This window comes from Parafrankia discariae (genome assembly GCF_000373365.1).
Classification (GTDB): Bacteria; Actinomycetota; Actinomycetes; order Frankiales; family Frankiaceae; genus Parafrankia; species Parafrankia discariae.
Map to the genome: position 1 here is coordinate 125,796 of NZ_KB891126.1, position 15,788 is coordinate 141,583.

General features: G+C 70.9%; 11 protein-coding genes. 5 read left to right on the forward strand and 6 right to left on the reverse strand.

Annotated features, from left to right (window positions below; translation table 11 throughout):
- Positions 1 to 40: 40 nt before the first annotated feature.
- Both B056_RS0106585 and B056_RS35430 read right to left on the reverse strand, forming a co-directional pair.
- The gene (locus tag B056_RS0106585; protein WP_026239408.1) at positions 41 to 1,228 is read right to left on the reverse strand and encodes an aminotransferase-like domain-containing protein; all 1,188 of its coding nucleotides are present in this window, start codon (positions 1,226 to 1,228) and stop codon (positions 41 to 43) included.
- A 127-nt stretch (positions 1,229 to 1,355) separates the two neighbouring features.
- The gene (locus B056_RS35430; protein WP_018501100.1) at positions 1,356 to 2,585 is read right to left on the reverse strand and encodes an HNH endonuclease signature motif containing protein; all 1,230 of its coding nucleotides are present in this window, start codon (positions 2,583 to 2,585) and stop codon (positions 1,356 to 1,358) included.
- Between the two features lie 1,354 nt (positions 2,586 to 3,939).
- Here B056_RS35430 and B056_RS0106595 point away from each other — a divergent pair.
- The 3 genes from B056_RS0106595 (at position 3,940) to B056_RS0106605 (ending at position 7,386) form a co-directional block, all read left to right on the forward strand.
- The gene (locus tag B056_RS0106595; protein WP_230202856.1) at positions 3,940 to 4,548 is read left to right on the forward strand and encodes a class I SAM-dependent methyltransferase; all 609 of its coding nucleotides are present in this window, start codon (positions 3,940 to 3,942) and stop codon (positions 4,546 to 4,548) included.
- Positions 4,549 to 5,117: 569 nt separating this feature from the next.
- Positions 5,118 to 6,338: a glycosyltransferase family 4 protein gene (locus B056_RS0106600; RefSeq protein ID WP_018501102.1), complete on the forward strand. Its 1,221-nt coding sequence runs from the start codon at positions 5,118 to 5,120 to the stop codon at positions 6,336 to 6,338.
- Positions 6,339 to 6,426: 88 nt separating this feature from the next.
- A complete protein-coding gene (locus tag B056_RS0106605) occupies positions 6,427 to 7,386 on the forward strand; it encodes a UDP-glucuronic acid decarboxylase family protein (RefSeq protein ID WP_018501103.1) in 960 nt (319 codons plus the stop codon).
- A 62-nt stretch (positions 7,387 to 7,448) separates the two neighbouring features.
- Here the strand turns inward: B056_RS0106605 and B056_RS0106610 are convergent, their stop codons facing one another.
- The 3 genes from B056_RS0106610 to B056_RS0106620 are packed head-to-tail and all read right to left on the reverse strand — an operon-like array spanning position 7,449 to position 10,110.
- Entirely contained in the window at positions 7,449 to 8,384 is a 936-nt protein-coding gene (locus tag B056_RS0106610; protein WP_018501104.1) for an LLM class F420-dependent oxidoreductase, read from the reverse strand.
- 56 nt (positions 8,385 to 8,440) lie between these two features.
- Entirely contained in the window at positions 8,441 to 9,352 is a 912-nt protein-coding gene (locus B056_RS0106615) for a FadR/GntR family transcriptional regulator (protein ID WP_018501105.1), read from the reverse strand.
- Positions 9,353 to 9,387: 35 nt separating this feature from the next.
- Positions 9,388 to 10,110, reverse strand: coding sequence for a Crp/Fnr family transcriptional regulator (locus B056_RS0106620; RefSeq protein ID WP_035750317.1), 723 nt, complete (start codon positions 10,108 to 10,110; stop codon positions 9,388 to 9,390).
- A gap of 326 nt (positions 10,111 to 10,436) precedes the next feature.
- On the opposite strand from B056_RS0106620, the gene B056_RS0106625 reads away from it, so the two are divergent.
- Entirely contained in the window at positions 10,437 to 11,639 is a 1,203-nt protein-coding gene (locus B056_RS0106625; protein WP_026239411.1) for a hypothetical protein, read from the forward strand.
- Positions 11,640 to 11,675: 36 nt separating this feature from the next.
- Positions 11,676 to 14,078: a heavy metal translocating P-type ATPase gene (locus tag B056_RS0106630; RefSeq protein WP_018501108.1), complete on the forward strand. Its 2,403-nt coding sequence runs from the start codon at positions 11,676 to 11,678 to the stop codon at positions 14,076 to 14,078.
- On the opposite strand, the gene B056_RS35435 is transcribed toward B056_RS0106630, so the two are convergent.
- Positions 14,070 to 15,788, reverse strand: a 1,719-nt coding sequence (locus B056_RS35435) for an MMPL family transporter (RefSeq protein ID WP_018501109.1), incomplete at its 5' end; no start/stop codon positions are given. The two genes, B056_RS0106630 and B056_RS35435, sit on opposite strands and share 9 nt — an antisense overlap.

The window sequence follows — 15,788 nt, forward strand, 5'->3', positions numbered from 1 at the left end:
CCGCCAGGGACGCCGGGGCATGCCCAGCGACTGACCGTCTTCAACGGAGTGCTTCGGCCAACCTGGTCATCCCTTCCGCGATCTCCGCCGGGCTGTGCGTGGTGAAGGACAAGCGCAGCGTCGCGACATCCGCCGGCCCGGCGTAGAACGGCGCTCCGGGAACGTAGGCCACCTGGCTCCTGACCGCAGCCGGGAGCAGGGCCCCGGCGTCATAGCCATCGGGCAGCCTGGCCCAGACGAACATCCCGCCCTCCGGTCGGTTCCACGTACTGCCCGCCGGCAGTGCTCGGGGAAGCCCGGCCAGGAGGGCGTCACGCCTCGGTCGATAGGCGGCGCAGACTTTGGCGATATGCGTGTCCAGGTCACTGTCAGTCAGATATCGGGCGGCAGCCGCCTGGTCGATCGTCGAGGTGTGCAGGTCCGCGGCCTGCTTGGCGATTACGCAAGCGCGGCGTAGTGCTTCCGGCGCCCGCAGCCATCCGAGACGCATCCCCGGGGCCATCGTTTTCGAGAAGCTCCCCAGCAGGATCGTGCGGTCCGCCGCGTCCTCGATCGACGCGATCCATGGCACGGGGGCGCCCTCGAACCGCAGCTCACCGTACGGGTCGTCCTCGACGATCCAGAAGCCGCTCTCGGCCGAGATCCGTGCGATCGCGGACCGGCGTTCCGCGGGCACCGTCCGGCCGGTTGGATTCTGGAAGTTCGGGACGAGATAGATCAGCTTCGGCCTCTCGCGGGCCGCGACCTCCGCGAGCGCGTCGGGGACGATGCCGTGCTCGTCGGTGGTGACCGGGCAGACCCGTGCACCGGCGTAACCGAACGACTGCAGCACCGCCAGGTAGGTCGGATCCTCCACAATGACGGCGTCGCCAGGTTCGAGGAGCGCGGTGACAAGGAGGGTCAGCGCCTGCTGTGAACCTGTCGTGATCAGAAGGTCGTCGGCGTGAGTGGGCAGGCCCCGCCCGGCCAGCCGTGCGGCGATCGTCTCGCGTAGCAACGGACTGCCCTCCGTCGACGAGTACTGCAACACCCGTCGCGGATCCTCGCTCAGCACCCGGTCGTAGGCGGCCCGGATGCCCTCCCCGTCGAAGAGCTCGGGCGCAGGCAGGCCACCGGCGAAGGAGATCACTTCCGGTCGTTCCGTCAACGCGAGAATCTCACGCACCGGAGAGGTCTGGACGGATCCGACTCGGCTCGCGAGCTCCGGCGGTGCGGTTGTGTTCCTCACGTTCGCTGACTCCCTCGATTCCTCCGTGGCCCGGTTCTCTCCGGCGCAGGTTCCACCCTCATCCTGCCTGACGCCAAGCAGGATGGCCTACGCTGGGCCAGACCGGCCCTTGTTCGAGAGGCACCCGTCAGCCAGGATCTTTTTCTGCCCTGGTTGAGATATCGGTTTCAAGATAGGTGTGTGGCTTGGTGGTGCTGGTTCGCCCGAGAGGGCTGAACCACATGAAGGTCCCTTCATGCGGTTGTGTGATTCTCCAGTGGCCGAGGTGTTTCATCCGATGGTGTCGAGGGCACAGGGGGCCGAGGTTTTTGGTCAGGGTTGGCCCGCCCTGGGAGAAGGGAACGGTGTGGTCGGTCTCCGTGCGTCGTGATGGTCGGGTGCAGCCGGTGAATACACAGGTTTGGTTGCGGGCACGGACGTGGCGGATCTGCGCGGGGCTGGGCAGACGCCGGTCGGCGACCTCGATCAGGTGTCCCTGCGGGTCGGTAAGGATTCGCCGCCAGGTTGAGCCGGGCCGATCGGCGATCTCCCTGGCGATGCGTGCGGGGATCGGGCCGTGCCCCGGAATCTCGCCGGGGTCGTTGGACAGGCCCATCAGGGTTGTGACGGGTACGACTACTTGAATATCGCACGGCGTCGGCGTGGCGTGGCTGACGCGGCCGGTGAGCAGGTCGACCAGTACGTCGGCGCGAATCTGGTCGTCGGTTCGGTCGTCACCCTCGGGTCGGTTGTCGCCGAGAGAGCGGGCAGTCTGGTTGATCCGCTGGTAGCAGGCCTCGGCGTCTTCCGCGGGAAGGACGGCTGCGAGCGTGCTGGTTCCGTCGTCGTCAGGGCTGATCCGTACCCGTCGGTCTTTCCTGCGAGTCTGCGCTCGGTCTGCCGACCCTTCGGGGTCGATTCTGGTGACGGTGCGTTTGCAGACGTCGGCGAAGGCACGCCGATTCGTTCTCGCTCCGCCGGCGAGCACCTGTGTCTCGACCGTGGCTGCGGTGCGGTCGTCGAGTGGGTGTACCGCCTTCTCCAGGGACCGTAGCCGTTGGAGATCGAGGACTCCTGCCCGGAGGGCGTGGACCGCGTTGGGGAGGCGCCGGGTGACGGTGCGGGCGAACGCCAGTTGGGCAGACGCTGACTGAGGTGAGATCGCCATCGCGGCGGCTATTTCCTCGGGCGCGAACGCGTCGGCACCGGGTGGGTGTTCGGTGTCGGGTGAGAGCCGGAGGGCGGCGAACTGGGCCAGCAGGGTCAGTAGGTCCGCGTGGCCGGCGGCGATCGTGTGGACGACCCGGGAGATCTCTCCGAACAGCTCACTTGCCTTCGTGTCGCATGCTTCCCGGGTGAGGCGCGCACCGTGCGTCACCGACGAGGTTTGTCCTGTGTCGGAGGAGTGTGGAGTCGGGCTTCCAACCGGGGTGGGAGTCGCGTTTCCTGGTGCGGGTTGGTTGTCTGGGCTGGTCGAGGTAGTGGCTGTGGTCGTGGTGTCGGGTGTGTGGGCGATGGCGCGTTGCCTGCGTGGTGACGGGTCACGTCTCTTGCCGGGAGGAGAGGTCATGGTGTCACCGCCTGCCTGTTACTCCGTCAAGTTTCGAACGTGTGTTCGATGATAGGGCGGGTGTGGCGGGTCGAGCAAGTGGCTGGCGGAAGAGACCACATCGGTGCACGTAATCCTCCGTATCAATGAGGAGATCCTGGATGGTGGCAATGGTGTTTTCGGTGATTTTCTCCTGGCGTTGACCACGTGGCCGACCGTGCTACTGTCGAGGTGTTTCGTCTGCCGGGCGCCGAAACATCTGCACATTGAGTTGAAAATAGTGAGTGACCTCAGGGTGCCGGGAGGATGACCACTACTGATTCACTGGTGGATGACGGGGTCTCGTGCGCATCGTTCGAGTGCGTGAGTCGCACCACGTCTGAAATATTCTCGTGCCTGTCGAGAAGGTGCCAGCCTTCGTGGCGAGACTGGACCATGGCGCGGGGGCATGGCTGATCGTGGAGGTCGACGGTGTCGTGGCCGGTGATAGTGGATCAGGCAGGGTCGGAGGGTTGAGTCGGGACTCCACTCGGATGTAGAAGGTTTGTCTCGCCAACAGTTCGGTGAATTCGTGTAGCCCGCTACAAAAAACTGTTCCCCGGATTCCAGGGCGCCTCGTCTTCATGGTCGGCCCAACGGAAGGCGAAGTCGATGAAATGAGCGACGGCTGGGCGGCTCGGGGGTGGTCCATGGCGGCGCGGTTTCGCGGTGGCCTCAATGGTAGGTCGGCCGGGATGGTGGGCGCCGAAGTGGCCTCGGAGGCAGCCTGCAGGATTCGGTTCGGGTGTGTCGTCACGGTCCTTTCGCGCCGAGGTTCGTCGGTCGAAGCCGCCCTCCTGTCCGGGGCATCGAAGGCAAGGGCCAATGGCAAGGCCAGATGTTGCTGCCGCGACCCTGGTGGCGGTTTTGTCTGCGAACTGTGTACTGGATCGCCGGATTTCCCTCGGTCACCCTGGCTGTCGCCTCGGTCGAGGTAGGCGGTGTCGGTGTCGGAGCCGTGGTCTTGTCGGTGGCGAGGTGCGAACTCTTGGAGCGCGTCAGGGTTGTCTGGCTTTCGACCAGCTCCAGGCGACTGTGCAGTTGGTCTGCCGTGGCCTACACTGACCCAATGGGTGAGACTGCTATCTCATATGGTGAGATGATTTGGGATCCAGAGACGTACGACATGCAGCGTCGCCGGTTGGTGCCGTTCTTCGATCTGCTCTACGGGGCGGTTGGAGATCTGGTGGCCGAGTTGGGTGTGGCGCATCCGGCGGTGCTGGACCTGGGCGCGGGAACCGGCCTGCTGTCCGCGGCGGTGATCGGGGTTGTACCCGGTGCCAGGCTGCATCTGATGGATGGGTCTGGCCCGATGGTCGACCGTGCGGTGTCCCGGCTCCGGGAGCACGTGGTCGGCGTGACGGTCGCCGACCTCACCGATCCGCTGCCTGAGGGTCCCTTCGACGCGGTTGTCTCGGCACTGGCGATCCACCATCTCGACGACGAGGCCAAGCGGAGCCTGTTCCAAGGCATCCGTTCGGTACTTGCTCCCGGTGGTCTGTTTGTGAATCTGGAACAGATCATTGGACCCGATGAGGGGACTACCGAGAGGTACGAGCGGATGCACGAGCGGTGGGCCCGTGCTGCAGGTTCAGGCGACGAGGAATGGGCGGGGGCGCTCGCGCGCATGGCTCACGACCGGTGCGCTCCACTCGACGACCAGCTCGGGTGGCTGCGGCAGGCGGGCTTCGGCTCCGTCGACTGCGCGGTCAAGGCCTGGCGGTTCGCCGTGTACTCGGGGCGAGCCAGGTAGTCCACTGGCTGTGGCCGTCGGCACCGGCACCGGCGGCCACAGCCAGTGGTGGAGCCGTGGTCGTCGCCGAGCCCGGCGCTGGCCATGGCCGCGGCCCTGGGCGAATCCGGATCGGGTCCCGGGCGTGCTCGTGGTGGATTGGCCGAGGCCAGCTGTGCCGGCGGACCGCGCAGGATCGGACCCGCCCGTCGAACGGGGCCCGACAGGGGCGCTTAATGAGATCCGGCACTTGTCTCCGGGGCACCGTAGGGCAGCTGTGCTGAGCAGTCGATGGGTGATCGATCCAGGGTGGTCACGGTGGGAATCGGGTTCGGTTCTCGCTGTGCCCGTAAGGGCGATCCGCGGTCCTCGCCGGAATGTTGGCGGGGGAATTCCCTGGAACGCCGGGCAAAGTTCTACAGCCTTGTAGAGGTAATTTCCCCTAACGTAAGGGTCCTGTTGCGTCAATCGTGATCGTCGACAGTGGCCGTATTAGGTGGTTGCGGCGGGTGGACTGCTGGTAGGTGGAGCGTCGGTACTACTATGAGCCGCCCGGAGTTACCTGGCCTGTCGGTCGCCTGGAGTTGTGCATGCGGATCGCTTTCCTGTGCGAGCAGTACCCACCGATCATCTGGGATGGCGCTGGCGTCTACACGCACGACATCGCTCACGCACTGGTTCGGCGCGGCCACGAGGTTCATGTGCTGTGCACCCAGGGCCGTCGTATCCGCGACGATGTGTTCGATGGCGTTCACGTTCACCGCCGTCCGCTGTTGCGCGCACCTGTCACCCGATACCTGGGGCCGGCCGCGAAGCTGGTCAACGGCCGGGATCATCCGCGTGACTCCTTGTCGCTGCGGGCCTCGCTGGCGGTGTCGTACGGCTTCTGGCTCCGTCAGAGCGGGATCAACCCGGATGTCATCGAGACACAGGACGGCGAGACACGAGGCCTGTTCACGGCGCTCGGCCGGCGTACGCCGCTGGTGATCCACCTGCACACCCCGACGATGATGGACGTCCGCCTGCGCGATCCCGACCTGAGCCGCAAGGGGGAGCTGGCCGACCGCATCGACCGTTTCTCGGCGCTGCGCGCGGACGCGCGGACCTCGCCGTCCCAGCTGCTCGTCGACACGCTGCACGAGCTCGACTGGCTGCGGCCGGACACCGACGTCGACGTCATTCCGTACCCCTTCGACAACACGCCCTTCACCAGCGTCCCCACGGCCGAGCACACCGGTCCGAACCTGGTCGTGGTCGGCCGACTGGAGTGGCGTAAGGGGCTGGACGTGCTCGTCGAGGCCGCGTCCCGGCTGCTGACGAGGGGAGTCGAGACCAAGCTGATCTTCGTTGGGCAGTCGTCCGGCCGGATCGAAGGCGTCGAGACCGGGACATGGCTCGAGCGGAAGGCCGCGGAGCTGGGTGTTCCGGTCCGGTTCGAGGGTCATGTCTCCCGTACGGAGCTTCCGGCGCTCTACGGGGAGGGTCGGGCGGTCGTCGTGCCTAGCCGGTTCGAGAGCTTCTCCATCGCGGGCCTGGAGGGGATGGCCGCGGCTCGTCCGGTGGTCGCCACCGCCACGACCGGCGTCGCGACCTGGGTCGATCGCTGGAAGGGCGGCACCGTCGTGCCGCCGGAAGACCCGGACGCGATGGCGGACGCCCTCGAGCCGTTCCTGACCGACCAGGACCACGCGGCCACCGTCGGCCTGCGTGGCCGGGTGGGCACCGCGGAGTTGGATCCGGCTCGGATCGCCGAGCGCCGCGAGGAGGTCTACCTCAAGGCGATCGCGCGCCACGAGATCCGCCGGCCCTAGCGGCAGCGGGATAGGCCACCGCCCACATCGGTGGTGGATGTTCTTTCGTCGGTATTCGTTGAGCTGCCAGTGCTGGGGGTTTTCGGCTATGCGTGTCGTCGTCGCGGGAGGCGCGGGTTTCCTGGGCAGCCATCTGTGTGATCGGCTGCTCCTGGATGGCGAGGAGGTTGTGTGCATCGACAACTTTCTCACCGGGCGGAAGAGCAATGTCGAGCATCTCCTCGACCGGCCAGGATTCGAGCTCCTCGAACAGGACGTCGCCGAGCGGGTCGAGGTGGCCGGGGCGGTCGACGCCGTCCTGGAGTTCGCGTCACCGGCGTCGCCTCTCGACTACGCGCGGTATCCGATCGAGACCTTGAAGGCGGGCGCGCACGGCACGCTCAACACGCTCGACCTCGCGCGGGCGAAGGGCGCCCGCTTCCTGCTGGCGTCCACCTCCGAGGTCTACGGGGATCCGCTGGTGCACCCCCAGGAGGAGTCGTACTGGGGGCACGTCAACCCGATCGGCCCGCGCAGCATGTACGACGAGGCCAAGCGTTTCGCCGAGGCGCTGACCACCGCCTACCGGAATCGGCACGGACTCGACACGGCGATCATCCGGATCTTCAACACCTACGGGCCGCGGATGCGCACCGACGACGGCCGCGCGATCCCCGCGTTCGTCTCCCAGGCGCTGCGCGGCGAGCCGGTGACCGTTGCCGGTGACGGGATGCAGACCCGCTCGGTCTGCTACGTGGATGATCTCGTCGAGGGCATCGTGCGGATGCTGCGCAGCGGCCTGCCCGGCCCGGTGAACCTCGGCAACCCGCATGAGATGACGATCATCGACACGGCGCGTCTGGTGATGGAGCTGATCGGCTCAGACGCGCCGATCACGTTCGTGCCGCGTCCCGGCGACGACCCGATGGTCCGCCGGCCGGACATCACCCTTGCCCGGCAGCAGCTCGGCTGGGAGCCGGTCGTCGACGTGCGTGACGGGCTGGTCCGGACCATCGAGTGGTTCGCGAGCGAGCTCGCCACCGAGTCGGCGGGCCGGGCCAGCGCGTAGCCCGGCCAGCGCGTAGCCCGGGCCAGACCAGTGCGAAGCCAGGTCTGACCCGGGCCAGGCGGTCAGACCTCGGGGAGCACCTCGGCGGAGAGCAGCGCAACGTGGTCGAGGTCGTCCAGATCGAGGACCTGCAGGTACACCCGGCTCGCCCCGGCGCCGTCCGGGCCGTAGGCGGCGAGCTTCTCGACCACCTCGGCCGGGGTGCCGGCGAGACCGTTCTCGCGCAGCTCGTCGAGGTCACGCCCGATCCGTTCGGCGCGGTGCTTGAGCTCGGCGTCGTCCCGGCCGCAGCACACCACGAGCGCCGTCGAGTAGACGAGATCGTCCGGGTCCCGGTCGATCGCGGCGGCGGCCTTGCGGACCAGCTCGAACTGCGCCGCCACCTGGTCCGGTGGGGAGAACGCGAGGTTGAACTCCGCGGCGTGGCGGGCGGCGAGCGCCGGCGTGCGCCGCGGCCCGTGACCCCCGACGATGATCGGCGGATGCGGGCGCTGGACGGGCTTGGGTAGCGCCGGGCTGTCGGTCAGGGTGTAGTGCGTGCCCTGGTGGGAGAACGTCTCGCCCTCCGGGGTACGCCACAGCCCCTCGATGATCGCGAGCTGTTCGGCGAGCCGCTCGAACCGTTCGCCGACCGGCGGGAACGGGATCCCGTAGGCGGAGTGCTCCGCGGTGAACCAGCCTGCGCCGAGACCCAGCTCGACTCGCCCGCCGCTCATCTCGTCGACCTGGGCGACGGCGATGGCGAGCGGCCCGGGCAGCCGGAAGGTCGCGCTCGTCACCAGGGTGCCAAGGCGGATCGTGGACGTCTCGCGGGCGATGCCGGCCAGCGTGACCCAGGAGTCGGTCGGGCCCGGCAGCGGGCTGCCCGCCCCCATCCGCAGGTAGTGGTCGGAGCGGAAGAAGGCGTCGAATCCGCCTTCCTCGGCAGCTTTGGCCATTGCTAGCTGGCGTGCGTAGGAGGCGCCCTGCTGGGGCTCGACGAATATCCGCAGATCCATGCCCGCAAGCCTGGCAAACCCCGGCGACCCCGTCGACCGCGGCTCCGCTGGACGTTTCAGCGGGGGTGTACGGCGCCCGCCCGTCCGCCCCTCCCGGTGAGCAGGGCCGGCCCGGGGAGCCCGGCCGGCCGGGCGAACACGTCCACCGGCTCGTCTGGCTCATCTCCCCTGTCTTCCCTGTCCTCCGCGTCGCCGGTGGGGGAGCCCGCCGCGCTCGTGCGGGTCATCCGGGACCGCCAGTGCTCCCGGGCGCCCGCCGCGTCGCCGGCCTCGACGAGTTGGTAGAACCGCCGGTGGGAGTGGACGGCGCGCCCCCGGTCCGTGGCGGTGGCCACCCGCGCGGACACCTCGTGGCAGCGGACGGCCACCTCGTGGAGCAGCTGCGCGAAGATGCCCAGCGACCGGTTGCCCCCGTGCTCGGCGATCGTCGCGTGCAGGGTGGTGGCGGCGTCGAGGAAGGCCGGGCCGTCGTCGGTGTCGGCCGCCGCGGCGGCGGCCTCGACGGCTGCCCGCAGCTCGGTGAGCACCTGCTGGGTTCTGGTCCGGGCGAGGGTGTGGGCCAGGGTCGGCTCGACGAGTTCCCGCGCCTCGCGGATGTCGCTCATCGTGACGCCTTCGAGCTGCAGGAGCAGGGCGAAGACCCTGGAGATGTGGTCGACGGTCGGACTGGTGACCCGCGGCCCGCCGTGCCGCCCGCGCAGGACGGTGACCAGGCCCTCGGCCTCCAGGAGGCGCAGCGCCTCGCGCAGCGTCGTGCGGGCGACGCCGAAGATCTCGATGAGTTCGTCTTCGGTCGGGAAGCGGTCGCCCGGCCGAAGCTCACCCCTGGCGACCTGGACGCGGATGGACTCCGCGACGATCTCGGACGCCCGGGGGCGGCGCCGGGCCGCCCGCGGGACCTGGGCCGCCCTGGCGTCTCCCACCGGCGCCACGCCCGGGGTCACATTCGGCGTCACGTCCGGGGTCATCAGGATCTCAGCGTTGGCATAGGCGGCCTTCCTCGTCAGCTGCGGCTGCTGGCCCCGTCGGGTCGATCCTGGTGGCCGAACGCCACCCGCTCCAGGCCCTCCAGGTCCAGGACGATGACACGCCGGTAGCCGACGTCGACGACTTTCATGGTCCGCAGCTCCGCGAGCGCCCGGTTCACCGAGCGCTCGTCCGCCGCGACCAGGGCGGCGAGCTCCGGCTGGCTCAGTCCCACGGCGAGTTGAACACCGCGGTCGGAGGCACGCCCCCACAGTGTGGCCAGCTCGATGAGAATCCGGGCGAGCCGGCCCCGGACCGAGCCGTCGACGTGCTCGACCCGGCGCCGGATCGAGTTGCGCAACTTGTTCGCGACGGTCTCGGCGACCGCGAACGCGGCCGGGGGATTCTGCTCGAGGAACGAGCGGAAGGCCGTCGCGCTCATCACCCGGCCGGCGACCGGTCCGGCGGCGGTCGCGGTGCCGGTGTGGGTGTCCTGGTCCATGGCGCTGATCTCGCCCAGGATGTCGCCCCGGGACCGGATCACCAGGAAGGCGAGGCGGTTCTCCTCTCCGTTCGCGGTGATCTTGACGAAGCCGTCGAGGATCAGGATCACCTCGCCGTACGGCTCGGCCTCCCGCATCAGCATCTCGCCGTGCAGGTAGTGGCGTACTCCTCCCAGGGAGAGAAGCTGCTGGCGCAGCGCCGGGTTCAGCCGCGCTGGCAGGCTGCCCGGCGGAAAAGGCCGGGAATCCTCAAGCAAAGGAACACCCTCCTTTCTCCGAGCAGCACTGCCCGGAACGTCCGACCTACCCATTGTGGTTCCCCGACGGCTGGCCGTCCTGTGTTAGTAGCGAGCCGGACACGACGGTTCCCTTTTTGCGCTGGTCGCGGCGTTCCGTCGGTTGGCCCCGGACGACCCCTGGCGACCCCGGACGCAGCTGTGCGCATGCGGCGGCCGCGGTGTCGTGGCGCCGTCCGAAGGTGTGAGAGCGGCGCCACCGACCCGCGCGGGGCGTTGACGTATACCCCCTAGGGGTATGTAACGTCTGGGTGAGTCTTATGCCAGCCGGCGCGAAGGGACGGACGATGAACGCATTGACCCGCATCGGCGGCTTCGGTCTCGCGTTGGCCGTGCTCTTCGGTGTCTCCTATGTGGTCGGGACGACGATCGGACCGTCCGAGGAGTCCAACGGCACGGCCGGGACCGGCGTCCACGGGCACGAGGGCTCCGCCACGCCGGACGCCGTGCCTGGCGTGACCAGCGGTGATCCCACCGCGGCCGGGCTCGCGATCTCCGCGGGCGGCTACACGCTCGTGCCCGACACGCTCACCTGGCCCGCCGGCCGCTCGCAGCCGTACACCTTCCGGGTCCTCGGCTCGGACGGCCGCCCGCTCACCGCCTTCACCCGGATACACGACGCCGACCTGCACCTGATCGTCGTGCGGCGTGACCTCACCGGCTACCAGCACCTGCATCCGACCCGGGACGCCGCGGGCACGTGGAGCGTCCCGCTCCGGCTGCCCGCGCCCGGCGTCTACCGGGTCTTCGCCGACTTCGCGCCGGCGTCCACGCCGGACGGGGGGACCGGCGGCGGGACAGCCGGCGGTACCGACAGCGGAACCGGCGTGGGCGGGGCGAGTGTCCCGGGTGTCCCGGTCGCCCCGGCCACCCCCGACACCGCTGAGATCTCCGGGACCTCCGGTAGCTCGCCGACCGCGGCCACGATCACGCTCGGCACCGACCTCACCGTGGGCGGCGACCTGCGCCCCGCCGCGCTGCCGGCGCCGTCGCGCACCGCGACGGTCGCGGGTGGGTACACCGTGGCGCTCGACGGGCAGGCCAGCCCCGACGGGACGAGCGACCTCGCCTTCACGGTCACCCGCGCCGGCCGGCCGGTCACCGATCTCGAGCCGTACCTGGGCTCGCTCGGTCACCTCGTGGTGATCCGACAGGGTGATCTCGCCTACCTGCACGTCCATCCGGGTGAGGCCGACGGTTCCACGGATTCCGATGGTTCCACCGGCTCCGACGGCTCCACCGGCGGCGCCACGGAGCCGCCCGGAGGCCTTGCCGACGGCATGACCGATCCCACCGCCGGGCCCGGGACCGGCGAGCCCGCGCTGTCGTTCATGACCGAGTTCCCGTCGCCCGGTACCTACCGGCTCTTCCTGGACTTCAAGCACGCCGGACAGGTGCGGACCGCGGAGTTCACCATGACGGCCCCGGTGGACGGGCCCACGCCCACGCCGACACCGACGCGGACGCCCGCCTCCGCGCATGCGCACTGACCCTGCCCGCGCACCCGCGTCCCCATGGGAGAACCGATGAGCCCACCGGCCACCGACCAGCGCCAGGTGGATCTGGTGATCGGCGGGATGACCTGCGCGTCCTGCGCGGCTCGCGTCGAACGGAAGCTGAACAAGCTGGACGGTGTCACGGCCACGGTCAACTACGCCACCGAGAAGGCCAGGGTGAGCTTTCCGGCCGGCCTGCCGGCGGACCGGCTGGTCGCCCAGGTCGAGGCCGCCGGCTACACGGCGACGATCCCGCCGCCGGCACCATCCCGACCGGCCGCGCGGCCCGGTCCCCGTGACACGGCGAACCACCCCGCCGAAGGTGGCACGACTGAGGGTGGCACGACTGAGGGCGGCCCGGCGGAGGGTGGCACGGCCGAGGGCGGCCCCGCCGTCGACGGCCGGGTGCGCGCCCTGCGCGACCGGCTGCGCGTGGTCGTCGCGTTGACCGTCCCGGTGGTGCTCCTGGCGATGGTGCCGGCCCTGCAGTTCGACTTCTGGCAGTGGCTTTCGCTGACGCTCGCCGCGCCCGTCGTCGTGTGGGGTGGCTGGCCGATCCACCGGGCGGCGTGGACGAACCTGCGCCACGGCGCGACGACGATGGACACGCTCGTCTCGATCGGCACCCTCGCCGCCTTCGGATGGTCGCTGTACGCGCTGTTCGTCGGCGACGCCGGCGAGCCCGGGATGACCCACGGCTTCAGTGTCACCGTCACCCGCGGTGCCGGGGCGGACAGCATCTACCTGGAGGTGGCGGCCGGCGTCACCGCGTTCATCCTCACCGGCCGGTACCTGGAGGCCCGAGCCAGGCGCAGCGCCGGCTCCGCGCTGCGCGCGCTGCTCGCCCTGGGGGCCCGTGACGTCGCTCTTCTCCGCGACGGCCGGGAGGAACGCGTCGACGCCGATCAGCTCGGTGTCGGTGATCTCTTCATCGTCCGTCCGGGGGAGAAAATCGCCACGGACGGGGTGGTCGTCGAGGGCACGTCCGCCGTCGACGCCTCGATGCTCACCGGCGAGTCCGTGCCGGTGGAGGTCCGTCCCGGCGACGACGTCACCGGGGCCACGCTGAACGCGGGGGGCCGGCTCGTCGTGCGCGCCACCCGGGTCGGCGCGGACACCCAGCTCGCGCGGATCGGACGTCTCGTCGAGGAGGCCCAGAGCGGCAAGGCGCCGGTGCAGCGGCTCGCCGACCGGGTCGCGGCCGTCTTCGTCCCGATCGTGATCGCGCTCTCGGCGCTCACCTTCGGCTACTGGGCCGGCCGCGGCGACGGCCTGGCCACCGCGTTCACCGCGGCCGTCGCGGTGCTGATCATCGCCTGCCCGTGCGCGCTCGGCCTCGCCACGCCGACCGCGCTGCTGGTCGGCACGGGACGGGGCGCCCAGCTGGGCCTGCTCATCCGCGGACCCGAGGTGCTGGAGTCGACCCGCCGGGTCGACACGATCGTCCTGGACAAAACCGGCACGGTGACGACCGGTGAGATGACCCTCCTGGACGTCGCCACCGCCGCCGGTGAGAACCGGGACGAGGTGCTGCGGCTCGCGGGCGCCCTGGAGAGCGCCTCCGAGCACCCGGTGGGCCGCGCGATCAGCCGCGCGGCCGCGGCGGCGGCCGAGCGGTCGTCCACGGAGCTGCCCGGTGTCACCGAGTTCGCCACCAGGGAGGGCCTCGGGGTGCGCGGAATGGTCGCCGGCCGCGCCGTGCTGGTCGGCCGTCCGAGGCTGCTGAACGGGTGCTCCCAACCGCTGCCCGCGGACCTCGCGGAGATCGCCCGCACGGCCGAGGCCACCGGTCGCACCGCCGTCGCGGTCTCCTGGGACGGGCGTGCCCGCGGCGTGCTCACCGTCGCCGACGCGGTCCGGCCGACCTCGGCCGCCGCGATCCGCGAGCTGCGTGGACTGGGCCTGCGCCCGGTCCTGCTCACCGGCGACAACGCCACGGTGGCGGCCATCGTCGCGGCGGAGGTGGGGATCGCCGCGCAGGATGTGGTCGCCGAGGTCCTGCCGGCGGAGAAGACCGAGGTCGTGCGCCGGCTGCAGGCCGGCAACCGGGTGGTGGCGATGGTCGGGGACGGGGTGAACGACGCCGCCGCGCTGGCCCAGGCGGACCTGGGCCTGGTGATGGGAACCGGCACGGACGTCGCGATCGAGGCCGGTGACCTGACCCTCGTCCGGGCCGATCTGCTGGCGGCCGCGGACGCGATCCGCCTGGCCCGGCGGACGCTCGCCACCATTCAGGGCAACCTGTTCTGGGCCTTCGTCTACAACGCCGCCGCGCTGCCGCTGGCCGCGGCCGGCCTGCTGAACCCGATGCTCGCCGGGGCGGCGATGGCGGCCAGCTCGCTGTTCGTCGTCGGCAACAGCCTGCGACTGCGCGGTTTCACCCCAGGCCCGGTCCCCGGTTCCGGTTCCGGTTCCGGCCCCGGTTCAGGCTGACGCCCCGGCGTCCACCTTCGCCGCCGTCTCCGCCCCCGCCTCCGTCGAGGCCGGCGCGGGCACCGGAGCGGGAGCGGGCGTCGCGGCGTGCCGGGCGGCAGTCGTCGCCGGGCCGGGCACCGCCGCGGGCGCGGGTGCGCGGTCCGGCAGGTGCGGCAGCCACCAGGCGGCCCGCCCGAGCAGTGACCTGACCGCGGTCCCCAGCGTCAGGCGGACGACGAACGCGTCCACCGCGACCCCGAACGCCAGCGCGAGACCGATCGACGCGGTGACCGGGCCGGCCGGGCCGACGAGCACCCCGGGAACACCGCCCGCGCCGCCCAAGCCGCCCAAGCCGCCCGTGCCACCCGGGCCACCCAAGCCACCCGGGCCGCCCACGGCGCCCACGGCGACCGAGCCGGCCGCCACGACCGCACCCGACGCGACGACGATGATGATCGTGCTCGCCGTGACGGCGCGGGCGGCGTCAGCGGTGCCGTGCGCCACGGCCTGGCCGGGGTCGTCGGCGCGGAGGAGCTCCGCCCGGCTCCGGGCCACCAGACGTAGTTCGTGGCCCGTGGCCAGCGCGGTCAGCAGCCCGATCACCAGGATCGGCAGGACGGCTGCCACCGGACCGTTCCGATCGGCCCCCGGGCCGCCGCCGAGCCATCCCCACTGGAACACGGCGACCGCGGTGCCGAGGGTCGCCGCGGCGCTGAGACCGGTGCTCAGGACGCCCGCCAACGGCACGAGGACACTGCGCGAGGCCACCGCGAGCACCGCGAGCGCCAGCGCGCCGAGCACGATGAGGTAGAGCGGCAGGACTCCGGCGAGCCGCCATGAGACGTCCAGGTCGATCGCCGTCCGCCCGGTGACCTGGACCTGCGTGCCCGTGGTGACGGCGAGCGCGCCGGCCTGGGCGCGAATGCGGCGTACGAGGTCCGCGGTGCTCTGATCGCCCGGCCCGCCGACGGGGATCACGGTCATGGTCGCGAGGTCGCCGGTGGTGCCGAAGCGTGGTTCGGTCACCAGGGCGACGTCCCGCAGGGCGGCGACCGCCGCCCGGACCCGGTCGGCGGCGGTGGTGGGGTCGGCGCTGGCCGTCGCGTCCACCACGAGCAGCAGCGGGCCGTTGAAGCCGGCGCCGAAGCCCGCGGCGAGCTGGTCGTAGGCGCGACGCTGGGTACCTTCGGGCACGGGCGTGGCGTCGCCGGGCGGCCGCGGGCGCAGGCCGGCCACCGGCGCCGCGAGGGCGCCGAGGGCGGCGAGCGAGAGGAGGAGGGCCGGCAGCCGCCGCCGCACGACGAACCGGCCCCCCCGCTCCCACCCGCGGCACCGCTCCCACCGGCCCCCCAGCTCGCGCCGCTGCCCGGCCGCGCCGCCGGGGACCCGGGTGGTGCTTCGCGCGGTGACCCGGCTCCCGGCGAGGCCGAGAACGGCCGGCAGCAGCGTGAGCAGGCCCAGCGCGGAGATCATGACGATGCCGGCGGACGCCAGACCGATCGTGGTCAGTGCCGGGACGCGGGCGACCGACAGTGCCGCGAGCGCGCCCGCGGTCATCAGGTCCGCGAGGATCACGACCGATCCGGCGGTTCGCAGCGCGTTGCCCGCAGCCTCCTCGGGCGGGCGGCCACCGGCGAGTTCGTGACGGTACCGGGTGACGACGAGCAGCGCGCCGCCGACCGCGACGGCGAGCCCGAGCATCATCACCGGGATCGCCACCGGAACGGC

Bases quoted from the DNA above. Each gene is read 5' to 3' on its own strand.
- B056_RS0106605 (WP_018501103.1), top strand. From the start codon at position 6,427: ATGCGTGTCGTCGTCGCGGGAGGCGCGGGTTTCCTGGGCAGCCATCTG.
- B056_RS0106615 (WP_018501105.1), bottom strand. From the start codon at position 9,352: ATGACCCCGGACGTGACGCCGAATGTGACCCCGGGCGTGGCGCCGGTG.
- B056_RS0106600 (WP_018501102.1), top strand. From the start codon at position 5,118: ATGCGGATCGCTTTCCTGTGCGAGCAGTACCCACCGATCATCTGGGAT.
- B056_RS0106625 (WP_026239411.1), top strand. From the start codon at position 10,437: ATGAACGCATTGACCCGCATCGGCGGCTTCGGTCTCGCGTTGGCCGTG.
- B056_RS0106610 (WP_018501104.1), bottom strand. From the start codon at position 8,384: ATGGATCTGCGGATATTCGTCGAGCCCCAGCAGGGCGCCTCCTACGCA.
- B056_RS0106630 (WP_018501108.1), top strand. From the start codon at position 11,676: ATGAGCCCACCGGCCACCGACCAGCGCCAGGTGGATCTGGTGATCGGC.